Raw genomic sequence first — 18,175 nt, forward strand, 5'->3', positions numbered from 1 at the left:
ATTAATCTCCTTTTTTGACCTCTGTTAAATAATCATTCGTCAATGGTTGATCGAATGCCGGTATGGTTAACTGTGCAGTAGGCTCCTCTATCACTAATTTAAAATTATCTAAATAAAATGAATCGATAAATGTTGAAGCTTGAATAGAATTATACATTTTTTGTGCTGCTTTATATGTGCTTGTCCCAACATAGATTTCGAAAGGTGGTGATGAAAGTGCTACACTATTCACCGTCGTTTTCCCATTTATGTCTCTGATGGCTGATGTATGAACAATACGATTCCCATCAATGGCAACACTAGCAGCATCATATTTAAATAATTCATTCAGTAATTGGGTAAGTAAATCCGGAGAGATCTCTTTCATTTCATACCCCATTGCAACTAATTCCGGAGCTGGCTCTACTCGGAGTACTACCCCTGGACCTGTAGTATCCGTTAAGCCTGCCTGTTGTTTTAATTGATTGACTGTGTCATTTAAAACAGCTTGTAAATTAGCTTTTTCAGATTGCTCATAGCGACCCATTACCTCATTAAGTGAGCGAATATCTGCTAATAATGTGGAATGCCTTTGCTTTTCTTCTGCTAATTCCTCTCGTATGGCCCAAATATCTCGTGTATCTCGCTCAGCTGGTTTTTGAATGGTATTGTATTGTACCGCTATCATCAAACCGATAATAAATAGCACGATCGTTATTCGGGTGTACATATTTTTTTTCAAAATAGCCCCTCCTAGACGTATCGCAAACAATTACTCCTTGATATCGTTAAATTTAGATGTTGAATTGTAATATGAACAATTTTTATCTAGGACATCCGTGGGAGGCTTTACCTAATTTTTACCCCATGTTTATTCATGGAATAATAGTCGTTAACTTTCTACTTTTACATTTGGCATTGTTAACTTTTGATTTTCTTCTAATGACACTACAATATTGTCATTTAACAACTGATCTACTACACCACCACTTAAGTTCAGTGAAGCACGAAGTGTTGTAGAATCCCCTATCGCCTCAATTACAAAGGGGGCAGGGTGTTGCTTGCCGTCAATTGTAATAACAGGTCCATTACATCTTATATAAGAATTAGCCAAGACCCGTTGCCCATTAATGGCAATTGCCTGTGCTCCAGAAATTTTTAATTCATTCAATAATTTAAACACATGGCTTTCGTGGACGATATAATCATTAGGGTTTACAGATTTAGGATCGTAATCGCCATCTTGAAGCGTTATACGTATACCCTTTCCTTCCGAACTTAAATCACCTAATAGTAAACGTAAGTCTTCTGCTTCTTGAACTAATTGTTTAGAATCCTTTTCATTCGAAGCGAATTCTTTTTCATAGTTCCGAATCTTTTCTTGTAACTTGTTCGCTTCTTCTGTGAGTTCTTTATTGCGCTCCTGCTGTTCAATCAACTCCTCACGATACGTATCTTCTTGTTCAAATAGCTCAGATTTAATCGAGCTTGTTTGCCGATTGTCCTTTGCTTGGTTGTAAGAATAGCCGATGATAAACCCAGTAGTTATACAAACGATGAGGAGCTCAAATTGTTTCCTCGTAAAGAAATTCCCTTTGCTATTCTGTTTCTTGTTGTTCATCTTCATTCACTTCCTGGTTGGCGGCATTTTCATCAGGGTTGTCCGCTTTTTCATCAGGGTTGTCTGTCATATCAATGCTGACTTTATTGTACTCATCATTAAAGGGACGGTAATATGAGCCAACCTCGATGTCAATAACACCCTTTTCTAAATTTGCTATTTGCGCAACAATTGAAGGATAATAATTTAGCTTGTCAGCTAATGTTGGAATAACTGCACGTACTTCATAGCCATCATTCATATAAAGTTTGACCGCATTAGGATTAGCCTCATTACTGTTAGTATTGACTTGGGAGATTAAAGCTAATACTTCTGGTTTTAAACGTGCTAATTGCTCTACAAGCTTGTTAATTGTTTTTTCCCCTGTAATGCCAATAAAAACAGGTGCATCAATAGGGATATTGTCGCCCGCTTGTTCAAACTTCTTACCGTTCTCTAACAATGGGTAGTAAGTTCCGTCACCATCTAAGTACGCAACTTTTTTCCATTCCTTAATATCAATCGTTACGCCCCGCAGCCATTTGCGTTGGACATGTGCCTCTTGTACCCATTTGTCCTTTAGCAATGCCTGCTCTACATCTTTCACCGTAAAACCCCACATCGACTTTCCTGGTGCAAGTGTACTAGCCTCTAAATAATATTGTTCGTCAGCTAGTTGGGCACCATTAACCGTAATGCTTTTAATATCACTGTAAGGAGATTGAAAATAAAGGAGTACAGCTAGCACTAAAAAGAAAAGTAATATTAGGACAATGAATTTACGATTTGTACGCTTTTTTCGTCGCTGCTTAAGCGTAGGGATGCGATCTTCTATATCAATTACTTTCTCCATAAAAAGTACTCCTCCTTTATATTTATTTCGCTAATTGATAAATAATACCTATTATCAACCACATTGTTACTAAAGATGTTCCACCATAGCTTATAAATGGTAATGTGACACCGGTTACAGGAACCAAACCGATAACTACAGCTATATTTAAAAACGCCTGTACAGTTAACATTGTCACAAGACCAATAATCGCATAATAGGATGTTCGTGTTTTAGCCTGTACTGCAAATTTATAACCAGCGTATATTGTCAGTATAAATAGTGCTAAAATAACGAGCCCACCCACCAAACCAATTTCTTCTAAAATAATCGCGTAAATAAAATCATTTTGCGGTTCGGGTAAATATAGGAATTTTTGTCTACTTTGTCCAAATCCATGTCCGAAAATCCCTGCTGGGCCAATTGCCATTAAAGATTGAACCGCTTGGAATCCACTTACCAATGGATCTGCCCAAGGGTCAAGAAACGCTTCAATACGTTTAAGTCGATATGGTGCAGTGGCAATCAAGCCTACTAATCCAGCAACTCCTGCTACCATTATCATCGCGTAAAGCTTTAACGGATACCCTGCCACAAATAACAATAAAAAAACAGATACTACAAGTATAAATACAGATCCAAAATCAGGCTGAAGCATAATTAACACAACGGGTAACACCACGATAACAGCATGTCGCCAATTAACGATTGGCGTACCAGTTTTGTGCTGCGCTAATATATGACTGATATACACTAGCACTGTAATTTTCGTTATCTCAGCAGGTTGTATCGTTAATGGTCCTACACCAATCCAGCTTTGAGACCCATTTCGTTCAAGTCCAATACCTGGTATCAGTACAAGGACTAGTAAAACCAACGAAAATATATAAGCCATCTTCCAAAAGGATTGCTCTTTTAATATGTTTAATCGAATGGTAATTAAAAACACTACAATGCCTACCACAAAATACAAACTTTGTTTCATATAAAACGGCATTTTTCCACTATAATGAACGGCACTCCAATAGGTGCCTGCAGAATAGACGAAAATAATGCCGATTATTGATAGCATCAAAGTTGTGACGAGCAATAAATAGCTTTCTTTCCCTCTCAGTAATGCCATCCTTCCACATCAAGTATATTCTAAAATAGTTACAGGCTCATTACAGCTTCATTACAGCATCAATAAAAACGTCACCACGAATTTCAAAGCTGTCATATTGATCCCAACTTGCACAAGCTGGTGATAGTAGAATAATATCTCCTTCTGCAGACATCGGCGCGGCATAATGAACAGCATCCTCTACATTTTGAGCAATAACCGTTTGCGATACACCACAAGACTTAGCAAATTCTACAAAACGTAAGCCCGTTTCACCGAACGCCACAACGCCTTTCACATGCCCCATACAAGGTCTTAACTCTTCAAAAGAATGCCCGCGGTCTAAACCACCCGCAAGCAAAATAATAGGTGCTTGGAATGCATCTAATGCACTTTTTGTTGCTAAGCAATTGGTTGCTTTAGAGTCATTGTAAATTTTTCGACCATTCCACTCACGGACAAATTGTGTACGGTGACGGACGCCTCCAAATTCAGCTAATACCTCTTCCATTTTAGCTTTGTCACAGCCAATCAATATACAAGCTGCTACAGCGGCTAGAATATTTTCTAGATTATGTTTACCAGGCAGAGCAATATTCTCTCGGTCCATAAACGGCTCACCTTGCCAATAAATTGTCGTATCATCAGCACTAATTCCTTGTTCAGTACGTCCTTTAGAAGAAAAAGGTACTTTTTTTGCATTTGATTTTGCAGCATAGCCAACAACAATTGGTTGATCCGCATTGTAAATGAAATAATCATTTTCATCCTGATTGCGTGTTACACCAAACTTTGCCTCAGCATAGTTATCAAACGTACCATGATAATCAAGATGGGCATCATAAAGATTTGTTAAAATAGAAATTTTTGGTTTAAATGTTTTGATACCCATAAGCTGGAACGATGAAAGCTCCGTAACGATGACGTTATCCTCTTGTGCTTCTCTTGCTACACCGCATGCAACTGTGCCGATATTCCCTGCAATTAACGGTTTTTTCGCACCATTTTCCAACATCTCAAAAATTAATGTCGTCGTTGTCGTTTTACCATTAGAACCTGTAATACCAATAAATGGTGCATCACTAATTAAATAAGCTAGCTCTATTTCTGTCCATACAGGTATATCACGACTAATTGCATCTGCTACAATTTTATTGCTATACGGGATACCAGGGTTTTTTACAACGAGCTCAAATCCTTCGTCAAGTAAATCCTCTGGATGACGACCACAAATAACTGTGATGCCTTTTTGCAGTAGACCTTGCGCATCTGGGCTTTCATCAAACGGCTTTGAATCATTGACTGTTACAAAGGCGCCAAGCTCATGTAAAATCTCCGCTGCTGCCACACCACTTTTAGCTAGGCCTAAAACAAGGACTTTTTTATGTTGTAAATCTGTATATTCTCTCATAAGAACGCCTCCGATAAGACTGCAATCAATGCTACTGCTAAAGCAGTTGACCAAAATACAAGTACAACTTTCCATTCTGACCAACCTGATAATTCAAAATGATGGTGGATAGGACTCATTTTAAATATTCGTTTTTTACGAATTTTAAAGCTACCCACCTGTAAAATAACAGATAGTGTTTCAATAACAAACACTAATCCAACTAATAAAAGTAAAAACTCTTCTTTCACTAGTACCGATACCATAGCTAGTGCTCCACCTAGAGCAAGTGAGCCAGTATCGCCCATAAATACTTTTGCAGGGTTTGCATTGAATAGTAAAAATCCTAATAATGCTCCTGTTACCGCAAATGTAAATAACGCGATATCTGCTTGGCTTTGGAATAGTGCAATAACACCAAATGCCGCAAATGCAATCGATGCTGTACCTGCCACAAGACCGTCAAGACCATCTGTTAGGTTGACAGCATTAGAAAACCCAACTAACCAGAAAATCATAAAGGCTACATAAAACACACCAAAATCAATTGTCCAGTCTGTAAATGGAATGGCTAATGATGTATCAAAAGAACTAACGTGCAATAGGAAGTATGCAAGAATCGCAATAACGATTTGCCCTATTAACTTTTGAATCGATGTTAACCCTAAATTACGTTTGAAAATGACCTTTAAGCCATCATCTAAAAAGCCAATTAATCCGAAACCTGCTAGTACAAGTAAAAGGACCACAGTTTGTGTTGTTAATAAATCTAAAAAGCTGCCAATTGCTACCGTTGTAATGATGATGGCCATTAAAAAGATAATGCCTCCCATTGTCGGTGTGCCTGCTTTTTTCATGTGTGATTTCGGTCCTTCTTCTCGAATACTTTGCCCAAACTTCAATCGACGAAGAAGTGGAATACTAATTGGTGCCAAGATAACTGTTACTATAAAAGCAATAGCTAAAATGGTAAGCGTTGTTGCGAGTTTCATTGAAAAATCTCCTTTAAATCTTGTTTCACTTTCTTCTTCACGAAAAAAGCACAAACTCTCATATATTTATTACTACCCTTCATAATAATAGTGGTTCTTTCCCTTTTTTTAAAGGTAAAGTTACGTTAGTTCACTAAATATAAATGAATGGTGCCATCTTGTTTGATAACACTATCCACTTCAGGTAATTGACTACCAATTTTAGTACCTTCTCCATGCCATTCAATGCGGAATGGATAATGTTGCTTGGCAATATCATCCTTCGTTTGCCCTATGAAACTTGGTACTTTCACCGTAAGTGGGTCACCCCAACGATAATCTTTTTCAAGCTGTTCTTTCGATTTTTCAATGCCAACAAATGGTGCTGCATCTTCAATAATTTGGCCGACAATCGGCGCTGCTACAACACCACCAAATTGTGTTGTTTTCTTTGGATTATCCACTGCTACATACACGACGATTTGTGGATTGTCAGCAGGTGCAAATCCTATAAAAGATACGATATATTCGCCATCTTTATACCGTCCATTTTCAACTTTTTGTGCTGTACCTGTTTTGCCTCCAATACGTAGACCATCTCGATATGCTTGTCGACCTGAACCTTTCGCAACAACCGACTCTAATGCCTCACGTACTTTTGCAGACGTTTCCTCACGAATTACTTGCCTTTTAATAACTGGTTCTGTTTCATTAATGGTTTCGCCAGTATCTGGATTAAAAATCTTTTTCACAACATATGGCGTATAGAGCTTGCCCCCATTGACGGCAGCAGCTACTGCTTGCACTTGTTGGATCGGTGTAACTGCAACACCTTGACCAAATGAGGTTGTCGCTTGCTCTACAGGACCAAATGCTTCTTTAGAAAATAATATCCCTGAAGCTTCACCAGCAATATTGGATCCTGTTTTTTCTCCAAAACCAAAGTCTTTAATATACTGTAATAACTTTTCACCGCCCAAGCGTTGACCTAATTCAATAAAGCCTGGGTTACAAGAATTTTGTACTACTTCTAAAAACGTTTCGTGTCCATGACCTTCACGCTTCCAACAGCGCAATCTAGCACCTGCAACCATTGTAAATCCTTGATCGTAAAAAGTATCATTTTCTAAATCTACCAAGTTCTCTTCTAAAGCGGCACTGAGCGTAATAATTTTGAAAGTTGAACCTGGCTCATATGTCATCCAAACCGGTAAATTTCGATTATAAATAACTGGCTCGACTAATTGATATTCGGCTGGATGAAAGGTTGGATATGAGGCTAAAGCTAGTATTTCTCCGGTATTTGGATTCATAGCAATCGCCATTGCTTGGTCAGCTTCATAGCGTTCCATTGCCTGCGATAGCTCTCGCTCAACGACTTGCTGTACATCTACATCAATTGTTAGCTCTATCGTTGCGCCATCTTCTCCAGCTTTCCATGCACTAGCGACATTCGGTAAGTTATTACCTTTCGCATCTGTAAAAAGCCTTATAGCAGAAGAATTAGCTTGTAACAGCTTGTCGTATTCATATTCTATTCCCGCTAGCCCTTGCGCATCATACCCTGTAAAACCTAAAAAGCGAGATAGTAGCGTACCATAAGGATATTCCCTTGAATAATCTACACCACTATATAGTCCTTCAATTTGCATTCCTTGCAACTCAACAGCCTTCTCATAGGAAATATTTTTCGCTTCAGGTGCTAGCTTTACTAAGTACGCTTTTTTTTGCATCTTTTCTAACAGTTTTTGTTCATCTACTTCAAGCACCTGTGCAATTTTCGCTGCTGCTCCTGGAATATCTTTGCTTTGTGACGGCATGAAATATAATGTAGGAGCTAGCTTGTTCGTCACAATACTGTTACCATCTCGGTCCGTAATATGCCCGCGTTCATTTGCAAATGGAATTTCACGATCCCAGTTCTCTTCTGCTTTTTGCGTCAATTCTTTCTGATCAAACACTTGCAAAACAAATAACCGAATGACAATTGCAACTGCTACACACATAAACAAAACATATAAAATACGTAAACGCTTTTTGGAATGGATAGAAATCCACTTCATTCGACATCACACCTTGTTTTTTACAACGTATGAAATAAAGTGGACTTCTATTCAGTGACTATTCATCATCTACTTGTTCAACTTCTCCTTCAGATGGCGCTTCCACGTCTTGCACAAAGCTTTCAGCAGGTGTTTTCAATTTCACGACAATTGGTGCATTATCTGAAATCACTGTACCTGCAGATACACTTTGGCTCACTACAAAGCCCTCTCCAACAACTTCAATCTGAAGACCTGACATTGATTTGAAAACTAATAGATTACGCAACGACCAATCAGTAAAGTTTGGCAGTGCAATATCACCTTCTGTTTTTAAAAATACAAAATTGCCTTTTACAAGCGTTTGTCCACCTTTTGGATATTGCTCTATAATTTTTCCACCAGCTCCAACAATAATTGGATTCAAACCATCATTTGCTAGCTCTACCTGTATAGCTTCTGCATTTTGACCAGTATAATCATTTAAATCTACATGATCTACATGCTGAACATCGTCTGGACTAATATTTAAATGTTTTAAACTATTGAGCATGACAGGCTTAAATATTTTTGACACTGGTACCGAGCCCAGTTCACCTTTAAGCTTTGGCTTTTCAACTGAAACATACATAATGAGTTGCGGATCATCATACGGCGCCATTCCTAGGAATGAATACAGGTACTCGTTACTAAGATACCCACCATTTACTTTAGGAATTTGTGCAGTACCCGTTTTACCAGCTACTTGATATTCATCGAGTACAAAGTCCTTCGCTGTCCCGTATTCTGACGTTAATGTTGAAGCAAGTAATTCACGTACTTGTTTCGCTGTATCCGCCGAAACAGGCTGACCCTTTTCAACAGGCTCATGCTGTTGAATCGTTTTTTCAGTTGTTGAATCTACAATCTTATCAATAACATATGGCTGCATCATCTTACCGTCGTTGGCAATCGCAGTCATCGCTTGTATAAGCTGTATTGGTGTCACTGTTGAACCTTGACCATACGTCGTTGTTACTCGTTGAATTGGATACTTCGATAAAATCGTACCCGTTGCTTCATTCGGTAAATCAATGCCCGTTTTCTTACCAAAACCAAATTTATCTAAATAATCTAGAAATACTTCATCACCAATGCTCTTTAATAAATTGGCCATTGCTGTATTAGATGAGCGTTGAAAACCTTGTAGATACGAAATTTGGCCCCACCCTACTTTATTATGATCTCGGATTGTACGATCATGGACTGTATATTGCCCAGACATATACGTATCATATGGTGCCCATTTATCTGTATCGATAGCAGAAGCAAGTGTAAACGTCTTCATCGTTGACCCTGGTTCCATCGTTTCTTCTGTTACGGCATTGAGCCATTTCATATTCGTACTATCTCGCGTATCGGGGTTAAAAGTCGGACGCTGTGACATTGCTAATATTTTCCCAGTTTTCGGTTCAGCTACTACTACTATCATAGATTCAGGATTATACTCCTTCTCTACTTGCGTCATCGCATCCTCTACGAAACTTTGAATTGTTTTATCAATCGTTAAATAAATATTATCGCCGTCTTTAGCAGGTGTAACCATTTTTTCACTGTTCGGTAATAAATAACTAAAAGCGTCCGTTTGGTATTTAACTTTGCCGTTGACACCCGTTAGCTCTTTGTCATACGTAAGCTCTAATCCCATTTTCCCTTTCGTTGTTACGGTTCCATCCTCATTGTCCTCTTTCAATGCAAAACCAATTAAATGAGAAGCAAATATACCATTTGGATAATAGCGTTTTAAATCGCTGACAAACAAAATCCCAGGTAATTTTAAGTCCTTAATTTTGCTCATTACTTCATGGTTAATGCCTCTGCCCGCAACGCCAAACTCCACCTGGTACGGCAATGTCCCATCACTGCGCAGCTTTGTTAGCCGCTTATAAATATCTTCTTTTTTCATCGGTATATATTCTGCTAAAACTTCCGCAGTTTTTTCAGGGTCTACAACGTGATGTGGATTCTTTTCATCTGTAGTAGCCTTATCGCTAACTACAGCAATTAATCGATAGCTTAGTGTATCTTCTGCAATGACTTGCCCATTTCTATCTAATATTTTCCCTCGATTTGCTGTTATTGCACTTTCCTTGTTATATTTAGCTGCTGCCTTTGCAGCGAGCGCTTGTCCTTCTGCTTCACCTGTCGCCTGCAACGTAACCATTCTCGTGAATAATAGGAAAAAGAGCCCTCCATAAAAAACTAGTAATAGAAAGGCTCCCCATTGGAATCGAAATCTCTTTTTTTTCATTCTCCCGGCACTACCTTTACATTTTTCTCATTTTGAGTTAAACCGAGTTCTTTTGCTTTTTTCCATATATTTTCGTATGTAGAAAGTTCACTTACACGAACTGTCAAGTCAACATTCTGTTTCGCAATCTCATCTGCTTCTGCTTGGATTTTTTGAATGTCCATGCTTGTCGTTTGAATTGCTGCTTGGTTGTTCAATACTAATACTGACAATACAGCAATAATGCTTACTAGAGTTAGTAGCATCGCCTTTTCAAACTTCTGGTTCGTTTTTTTACGACGTATGATAGTGGGTTGTGGACTAGGTGGTGTTAACGGTTGTTGCACATGTTGCTGTTGGTGCTGCCTTACACGAACTGCTGCCATTTACTCACGCCCTTTGTCGTTAATTTTCTCCACCACTCTAAGCTTTGCTGAACGAGCTCGATTGTTAACTGCTAATTCTTCCTCAGAAGGTAGAATCGGCTTTCTAGATACAAGCTTTAAAGTCGGCTTCATGTCATCTGGAATTACCGGTAGATTAGGTGGTAATTCAGGTAAGGATGACGCTTCCTTAAAAATTGTCTTGCATAGGCGGTCTTCCAATGAATGGAACGTAATAACACTAATGCGTCCACCTACGTTAATCATATCAATCGCATCGACCAATGAATCCTCTGCCGCGCCTAGCTCATCATTGACAGCAATACGAATTGCTTGGAAGATGCGCTTTGCAGGATGTCCACCTTTACGGCGAGCCGCTGCTGGTATACCCTCTTTAATTAGTTCCACAAGTTGTCCCGTTGTTTCAATCGGTGCCGTTTTACGAGCCTCTTCGATTTTTCGAGCAACTTGCTTAGAAAATTTTTCTTCTCCATAACGGAAGAAAATACGGACTAAATCTCCGTATGCCCATTCATTAACGACATGATACGCCGTAAGCGCTGCCGTCTGGTCCATACGCATATCAAGTGGAGCATCATGATGATAGCTAAAACCACGTTCTGGTGTATCTAATTGTGGCGAAGAAACGCCTAAATCATATAAAATGCCATCTACCTCTTGGATACCAATAGCTAATAGCTCTTCTTTTAAATAGCGGAAATTCGAATGCACAAATGTTACTCGCTCTATATAAGGAGCTAATCGAACTTTCGCATTTTCAATAGCCGTTGTGTCTTGATCAAAACAAATTAGACGGCCTTTATCTGATAATTGTTGTACTAAATATTCACTGTGTCCTGCTCCACCAAGCGTACAGTCCACATATACACCATCAGGATCGATGTTCAATCCGTCAACAGTTTCTTTTAATAACACGGTTGTATGATCGAACATACCAATCGCTCCCCTCAGGCCTTTACTTTTTCAACTGACGTTTTTACGTCTACTACAAAGTTAAAAATCAAAGCCAATCATATTTTCTGCAATTTCATTAAAAGATTGTTCAGACTCTGTGAAATAAGTTTCCCAAGCATCTTTTGCCCATATTTCAATTCGATTCGAGACACCTAGTACAACACATTCTTTTACTAAATGTGCATGTTGCACTAAAGTCGAAGGAATATTAATACGACCCTGCTTGTCTATTTCTACTTCCGTCGCACCTGAAAAGAAAAACCTTGCAAAAGCACGTGTATCTTTCTTTGTCATCGGTAAACCTTTTAATTTTTCTTCGAGTTTTCGCCATTCATCCATAGGATAGCCAAATAAACAATTATCAAGTCCGCGTGTCACAACAAAGGTTTCACCTAAGGCTTCACGAAATTTTGCGGGCACGATTAATCGTCCTTTCGCGTCAACAGAGTGTTGGTATTCTCCCATGAACATGCTAGTCACCCCACTTTATTAAATAATGTACCACATCGCCCCACTTTCCTCCACTTTTTTTAAAAAAAACTTGACATTTTAACCTTTTATGTGTGTTTAGACCTTCAAGCCAAATTTCATTTTGTGCTAAAGGGCATAAAAAAAGAACTACCCATAGTAGGATAGCTCTCTATTTTCCTGTTAAACCGACAAATTTCTTCAAATCTATATTTACATCATACCTTTAATAGTTCTAAAGATATATTTTTAATTCTTATAAATAAAGTAAATAGTGGTGATTTCCAACGCTATATGTTTTCTTGAGCATTTCATCAATTAACGTAGGTCCAAACTCATTGATATATTGATATGGATTATAAGAACGTTCTTGGAACCCATCATTTGGATATAGCTCATTTTGCAACGTCATAAATTTACGGATAGTAGTCTCATGCTTACTTAGCACCGTTTGCTCTACCTTTTGTTGCAAATACTCAAACTGCCTCACATGATTTTCTTTATTTTTTTCAAGTATTTTATCTAGCGACATATGTTGTTGTGCAAAATATTGTTCAAGAGTAGCATATTTATCTAAAACGAGTTGTTGCATCTCAAGAATTTGACGTTTTGCCTCATCATCTTGAACTTCGGCAATAAATTGCTCCTTCAATGCCATCGCTTTGCCATCCAATACATCCGTCACTGTTAAATGATATTCACGCAGTAGTTGTTCTACATGTCGTGTAACAATCGTAATATTGAGACGTGGTGCAAAAATCGGCATTTGTAAACCTAACACAGAAAAGGCATCCTTTAATGTTGCCCAATAAGCAAGCTCACCAGGTCCACCAACAAACGCTAATACCGGTATTGTCATTTCCTGCATTAACGGACGTGTTACAACATTATTACTTAAATCTTCAGGATTTTTTTCTGCAATTGTTAATAGCTCTTCATGTGAAAGTTTGATATTTGCTGCTAAATTGACAAATTGATCGTGTCGTCTTTCTAGTAAAAAGCGTTCTCCATCTTTTACATAGAACAGGTTAGCTGCATCGTCGGTTGCTAAAATCGGCTTCCCGTAGCCAGCACTTTCCAACGCCGCTTCCTTTTCCGTTACTAATTTTGCAATTTCCTCACTATGGTTTATTAGACGCGCAAAATTGTTACGTTCGTATTGACGGAAGTTCATATCTGCCGCATCAATCATTAGCAGCCCTTCTTCTTTAAACAACTCGTTCATTAGTCGCGCAAAGAAATCTGTAAATGTTTCACTATTGTTCAACGCATCTAAAAGTTGGTTGAACAACCTTTCAGTATGGGCTGTTTCTCCAAAATCCTTAATGATAGTGTTAACTAATTGAACCATCGCTTCTTTGTTTAAGCTTGTTGTCGATGCCATTGTTTTTCTTCGCGAACGTTCACCATACGCACGTTTTTTTATATCCATATCATGCATTGTAAATGTATGGTTAATTTCCTCTAAGTCATGATCTTCTCCAGCAATCCAAAAAATAGGTACAACTGGTCGTTGAAGCTTTTCACTTTGTTCTTTCGCTAATGATATTACCGAAATGGCTTTATGAACCGAGTAAAGAGGGCCAGTTAATACACCCGCTTGTTGCCCACCGACAACCGCAACAGCTCCTTGCTCTAGTTGTTGCAAATGCTCATTCGCTTTTTCAGATAAGCCAAGCGGCTCCATAAACTGACGAATTATTGCTGTTAATTCTTTTTGGTCACACGCTCGTTGCTCCAAATATTTTGCTCGCTTTTCAAATGATTCATCATTATATTCATATTCAAAAAACTCATGAATGGCAGTATTTGGCGACCAATAATCTGCTAGCACACGATTTTTCACGGGTACTTGGATTGACTCCAGTTTCATTTAACACAAACTCCTCTACTCACTAAATCATCGTATTCCTTGTAAACATTTTAATGCTATTATTTTAACGCTTCTGTCTCCAACATGAAAAGAAAATGCTTATACAGAGTGTAAATATTCTACAACAGATTGAATCATGCCGACTATACAAATTAAAATATACGCTGCACTAAGTACTAAAAATAAAAAACGCCAAATTTTCCGTAATAGCGGCTTTACTTCAATTTCTCTTTTTGTACGCCAGTCTATATATGTAAAAATGATTGCCAGTATTATTGCTAGCATTACTAAAAAGGCCCCTACATTTATTCCCCACAGCACACTAATTGCCAATGGTACCGAGAAAAACAAACAAAACGTCGTCACATCAGATGCGGCTCCAAATGCATGCGTACCACGAATATTAACCTTTCGACTAATAGCATAGACAATGATGAATAAAAGAATTGGACAAAAAATAATGACGCTGATAACTATATGTAAAAAATCTTTCAAGATTGCCCACCGCTCTCTTCAATCGCTAGAACTTGGTGATATAAAGTTCGCAAAGTAGGTAATGGATAACCGTTCGCTGAAGCCTTTTGTAAAATTACCCCAACAATCGTTTCAACCTCACTTTTTCTACCTTGCATGCGATCAGCTAGCATAGATGATGTATTCGCCGCTGTTTTTTTACACAAAGCTATTACTGCTGAAAACGGAATGGTATTTTCAATATCTTTAAAAGCCTCTGTTAACTCCTGATATATGGTATGCATTAACAAGTATGCTTGCTTATTTGTTAATAAATCACCATTTTTAATTTGCAAAATTGCCGTTAAAGGATTAATCATGCAATTGAATACAGCTTTTTCAAAAAGCATTTGTTCGGCGTTTTCAACGAACTCTATTGGGAACAAAGGATTTTCTAAGTGTAACAACTTTTCAAATACAATACTGTCTCCACGCCCTATTCCTATTTTGCATAGACCAACACCTCTATGTTGAACAGTTGTAAAATCAATTGTTTGAGCACCGAACGAAACTGAGCAAAAAGCAATCGTATTTTGTGGTAAACGTAAAGCCTCATCAAAATGTGCTAAACCATTTTGCACAAACAACAATGGTATTTCCTTAGGTAAATCTAATAATTGTTTATAAATATTTTGCAAATGACCATATTTCACAGCAACTACAATCAAATCCGGCCGAGGCAACATCTCTAACTCAACGCTAGAAGCAATTTGATGCAATGTTTTTGTACCATCTATATGGACCCTCGTTAAATGCTTCAAATTAAGTTCATCGGCTTGTTCTTGTCTTCTTACAACTAATGTAACATCCATACAAGCCTCCGCTAAGAAACTAGCCATTAGCTGACCGACTGCACCAGCTCCAATTACTACTACATTCACAACGTTCGCCACCTCCACTTAATGTAAAGAGGCTATCTAAACAGTAAAAAACAAACCTTTTAAACAGCCTAAACTGAAGTTATAAACGCTTCTCCAGCATTTACTTTTCTCGCACTGCAGTAACATAAACAACACTTTTCCTTACGCCATAGAAGGAGGTGCCTCAGAAATTCATCTGAGACACCTCCTTTGCAGGTGTTTCTATTATACAAGATTAGCTGGTGTTTACGATACAATAATGGTTGTTTTCATTCAGTGTAGGTAAAATGTTTAGTCGACGTTAGCGTTTACATCCTATGGTTTCTTTTGCATCATTTTCTTAAAAGACCTTACTCTTTTTTTGAAAAAGAACGTAACTATCTACTTACAATCATTTTCCCTTTGACAAGTTAATCTTTCATTAAAGAATAGCCTTGCTGTAACCATTTCACTAGCTTTTCATGTTCATTTTGTAATTCACGGTGTTTAACCTCAAGACTTTGATAGGCTTCTGTCAATTCATCAAAACTCGTTAACGCTAATTTTAAATGACTTCGCATAGATTGTTGAGGTTGATTGCGAACAGCTAAAAGCGATTGACTATATTGCCCACGTAACGTTTTATTCCAACGAAAGCCACATGCTTGTTTTGTACGCCCAAGTTCATCAGCAGCCATTTCAAATGCCTCTAACTGCGTTTTACCATTTTGCACATTATGCAAGACAATTTCTGCTAATCTTTCATCGTCTTCCTTCGTCCATTGATCTTTTCTTTTTTTCAGTTCCATAATCTATCACCCTCACATTTTTTACTACTATATGCGTTATCAGGCAAAATAGAATCACGGGACGAAAAAAGACAGTGATTATGTTTTCATGTAATCACTGCCACTATACGCTACTTATTATTCTTTTTAGTTAGAAAATTATTAACTGCCTCGTGATGCGCTTCACTTTCCCACAGTTTTGCACAAGTACGAACTTCCTCCATTACACGCTCATACATATTACGCTCACGCCATTTACGAAGTTCAATTTCTTTATAGGCCTTGTGTACAGAAGGATGTATTTTACGCATATGTTCAATAAAATCATTTAAAGCAAGTTGCTTCGATCCCTCAAATACGCGCATAGCCCAACCAATGTCATATAGTAATTCAGCTGGATATGGCTTTGCATCCACTAGCATCTTCATTGCACGATCATGACGTAAACCTCGTTCAAACAAGTATGTACCGCCACCCCAGCCACTTGTAATTGCTAATGTCCCTTGAATAAATCCACATTTAGCATGACTCGCCACTAAGCGAAAATCACAAGCAGTCGCTATTTCACATCCACCACCGACAGCCGTTCCATTTATTAACGCAATCGTTGGTACTGGTAATGTAGCAAGATCATATAAAATCTCCCCCATCTTACTTAACATACCAAATGCTTCATCTTCCGTTTCAAGAGAATGAAACTCCGATAAATCGCCACCTGAACAAAAAGATTTTTCTCCCGCTCCTGTGACTACTAAAAAACGCACATCGTCATGATTTTGGATATATGTAATTACTTCTCGAAGACCATTCATTACCTCATCGTTTACAGCGTTGCGCTTTTCCTCACGATTTATCGTAAAAGTCATGATCCCATCTTGATTGTCAATTATATAAGCCACTACAGTTCCCCCTTTGTCCCCATCTTCAATTATGCCTCAGCGCAAGCGGAGCCCGCTTGAAAAGCTCCTCTTAAAGCTACAACCTCCACTAAGACTTTTAACTTCAGCCACGCTTTAAACCCCCGCTGACAGCAAGTTACATAAATTGTATCACACAATTATTATAGTACTATATAACTTTGTAATATTTATTAAAAATTCTGTCACTTCATACAAACAAAAAGGCTAGTAAAGAGCCATGGTCTCTTTACTAGCCTTTTAAGTGAGCAAACACTGTATTATTTGCTTACTACTTCTTTACCTTTGTATTGTCCGCAAGCTTTGCAAACACGGTGTGATAATTTTGCTTCACCACAGTTTGGGCAAGCTACCATACCAGGTACAGATAGTTTGAAATGCGTACGACGCTTTCTTTTTGCAGTTTTAGAAGTTCTTCTAAATGGTACAGCCATTGATGGCACCTCCTTACAGATCGTCTATTCGTCTGTTTGATCAAAATACTTAGCTAAATCAGCTAGTCTTGGATCCACTTTTGGTTCGTCAGTTTTTTTGTGAAGCTTCACGTCTTCATCAGTTGCGTAAGACCAGTTTTTACCACCATGCACTTGTCCTTCGGTATTCTCTTTGAATACTTGCATTGGTACTTCAAGAAGCACTAGCTCCTCAATAACTGGCTTCATGTCGATTACATCACCATCTAAATAGTGAATATTACCGGCATCTTCCCCTCTTTTTTCTTCGTCAATCCAGCTAAATAATTCAACTGTCTCAACTTTGATAGGAAACTCAACATCTTCCCAAGTGCGAGCACACGGGAGTGTTAACGTTGCTGTCACAGTAAGCTGACAAGTCATTTGCGATGCACCGAATGTACATAGCCCTTTTACATGAACGGGCGAAATTGCTCGAATATCCTGGTTTCGCTCCATCACCTCATCCAATTGGACATAGGTATCGATCGGCATTCCGTCTTGACGGTATTTAGATAATTGATGAATTGACCATTTCATTCGTTTAATCACCTCGAGACAACACTGTTGATTATATAATGTGTAAAAATAGATGTCAAGATAATTTCTTGTCACCACTCGAAAACCCACCTATAATTAAATACATCAAAATCATTCCACTTAGCCACAATACACAACCTATACGAAAATTTCAATAGTAATGAGTAAAGAATAGGTTAGAGGCACAGTAAAACTATTTGTACCATCCTGATTGGTCAAAAACAAGAAGCACAAAAAATATA

Annotated in this window: 18 protein-coding genes; all 18 read right to left on the minus strand. The window is 38.1% G+C overall.

Annotated elements, in window-relative coordinates:
* Position 1 precedes the first annotated feature (1 nt).
* Positions 2-721: a DUF881 domain-containing protein gene (locus ACIP9G_RS15355; protein ID WP_340825984.1), complete on the minus strand. Its 720-nt coding sequence runs from the start codon at positions 719-721 to the stop codon at positions 2-4.
* Positions 722-871: 150 nt separating this feature from the next.
* On the minus strand, positions 872-1,600 hold the full coding sequence (locus tag ACIP9G_RS15360; RefSeq protein ID WP_340825985.1) for a DUF881 domain-containing protein: 729 nt from the start codon (positions 1,598-1,600) through the stop codon (positions 872-874).
* Positions 1,578-2,432: a cell division protein FtsQ/DivIB gene (locus ACIP9G_RS15365; protein ID WP_401020491.1), complete on the minus strand. Its 855-nt coding sequence runs from the start codon at positions 2,430-2,432 to the stop codon at positions 1,578-1,580. Before ACIP9G_RS15365 ends, ACIP9G_RS15360 begins: the two co-directional genes overlap by 23 nt.
* Before the next feature lie 22 nt (positions 2,433-2,454).
* Entirely contained in the window at positions 2,455-3,534 is a 1,080-nt protein-coding gene (ftsW, locus tag ACIP9G_RS15370) for a putative lipid II flippase FtsW (RefSeq protein ID WP_340825988.1), read from the minus strand.
* Between the two features lie 40 nt (positions 3,535-3,574).
* Complete coding sequence (gene murD / locus ACIP9G_RS15375) at positions 3,575-4,924, minus strand: UDP-N-acetylmuramoyl-L-alanine--D-glutamate ligase (RefSeq protein ID WP_401020495.1); 1,350 nt, start codon at positions 4,922-4,924, stop codon at positions 3,575-3,577.
* Positions 4,921-5,895: a phospho-N-acetylmuramoyl-pentapeptide-transferase gene (gene mraY / locus ACIP9G_RS15380; RefSeq protein ID WP_340825991.1), complete on the minus strand. Its 975-nt coding sequence runs from the start codon at positions 5,893-5,895 to the stop codon at positions 4,921-4,923. Before mraY ends, murD begins: the two co-directional genes overlap by 4 nt.
* Before the next feature lie 125 nt (positions 5,896-6,020).
* Positions 6,021-7,937: a stage V sporulation protein D gene (locus ACIP9G_RS15385; protein WP_340825992.1), complete on the minus strand. Its 1,917-nt coding sequence runs from the start codon at positions 7,935-7,937 to the stop codon at positions 6,021-6,023.
* Between the two features lie 58 nt (positions 7,938-7,995).
* On the minus strand, positions 7,996-10,206 hold the full coding sequence (locus ACIP9G_RS15390; protein WP_401020497.1) for a penicillin-binding protein: 2,211 nt from the start codon (positions 10,204-10,206) through the stop codon (positions 7,996-7,998).
* The gene (ftsL, locus tag ACIP9G_RS15395; RefSeq protein WP_340825994.1) at positions 10,203-10,571 is read right to left on the minus strand and encodes a cell division protein FtsL; all 369 of its coding nucleotides are present in this window, start codon (positions 10,569-10,571) and stop codon (positions 10,203-10,205) included. The genes ACIP9G_RS15390 and ftsL overlap by 4 nt, the downstream gene beginning before the upstream one ends.
* Complete coding sequence (gene rsmH, locus ACIP9G_RS15400; RefSeq protein ID WP_340825997.1) at positions 10,572-11,522, minus strand: 16S rRNA (cytosine(1402)-N(4))-methyltransferase RsmH; 951 nt, start codon at positions 11,520-11,522, stop codon at positions 10,572-10,574. It abuts the gene before it with no gap.
* A 60-nt stretch (positions 11,523-11,582) separates the two neighbouring features.
* Positions 11,583-12,014 carry a division/cell wall cluster transcriptional repressor MraZ gene (gene mraZ, locus ACIP9G_RS15405; RefSeq protein ID WP_139860193.1) on the minus strand — a complete coding sequence of 144 codons (432 nt, stop codon included), beginning with the start codon at positions 12,012-12,014 and terminating at the stop codon, positions 11,583-11,585.
* 253 nt (positions 12,015-12,267) lie between these two features.
* Positions 12,268-13,884 carry a bacillithiol biosynthesis cysteine-adding enzyme BshC gene (bshC, locus tag ACIP9G_RS15410; protein ID WP_340825998.1) on the minus strand — a complete coding sequence of 539 codons (1,617 nt, stop codon included), beginning with the start codon at positions 13,882-13,884 and terminating at the stop codon, positions 12,268-12,270.
* A gap of 99 nt (positions 13,885-13,983) precedes the next feature.
* The gene (locus ACIP9G_RS15415) at positions 13,984-14,379 is read right to left on the minus strand and encodes a DUF3397 domain-containing protein (protein ID WP_340826000.1); all 396 of its coding nucleotides are present in this window, start codon (positions 14,377-14,379) and stop codon (positions 13,984-13,986) included.
* On the minus strand, positions 14,376-15,278 hold the full coding sequence (locus ACIP9G_RS15420; protein WP_401020502.1) for a ketopantoate reductase family protein: 903 nt from the start codon (positions 15,276-15,278) through the stop codon (positions 14,376-14,378). Before ACIP9G_RS15420 ends, ACIP9G_RS15415 begins: the two co-directional genes overlap by 4 nt.
* A gap of 389 nt (positions 15,279-15,667) precedes the next feature.
* Positions 15,668-16,045, minus strand: coding sequence for a transcriptional regulator (locus ACIP9G_RS15425; protein WP_340826002.1), 378 nt, complete (start codon positions 16,043-16,045; stop codon positions 15,668-15,670).
* A 110-nt stretch (positions 16,046-16,155) separates the two neighbouring features.
* Entirely contained in the window at positions 16,156-16,923 is a 768-nt protein-coding gene (locus tag ACIP9G_RS15430) for an enoyl-CoA hydratase/isomerase family protein (RefSeq protein ID WP_337981945.1), read from the minus strand.
* A 278-nt stretch (positions 16,924-17,201) separates the two neighbouring features.
* On the minus strand, positions 17,202-17,375 hold the full coding sequence (gene rpmF / locus ACIP9G_RS15435; protein WP_010858320.1) for a 50S ribosomal protein L32: 174 nt from the start codon (positions 17,373-17,375) through the stop codon (positions 17,202-17,204).
* Positions 17,376-17,399: 24 nt separating this feature from the next.
* Positions 17,400-17,933, minus strand: a complete 534-nt coding sequence (locus ACIP9G_RS15440) for a YceD family protein (protein WP_340826003.1) — start codon at positions 17,931-17,933, stop codon at positions 17,400-17,402.
* Positions 17,934-18,175: the final 242 nt, after the last annotated feature.

Source organism: Lysinibacillus sp. NPDC093197 (genome assembly GCF_044754025.1).
GTDB lineage: Bacteria > Bacillota > Bacilli > Bacillales_A > Planococcaceae > Lysinibacillus.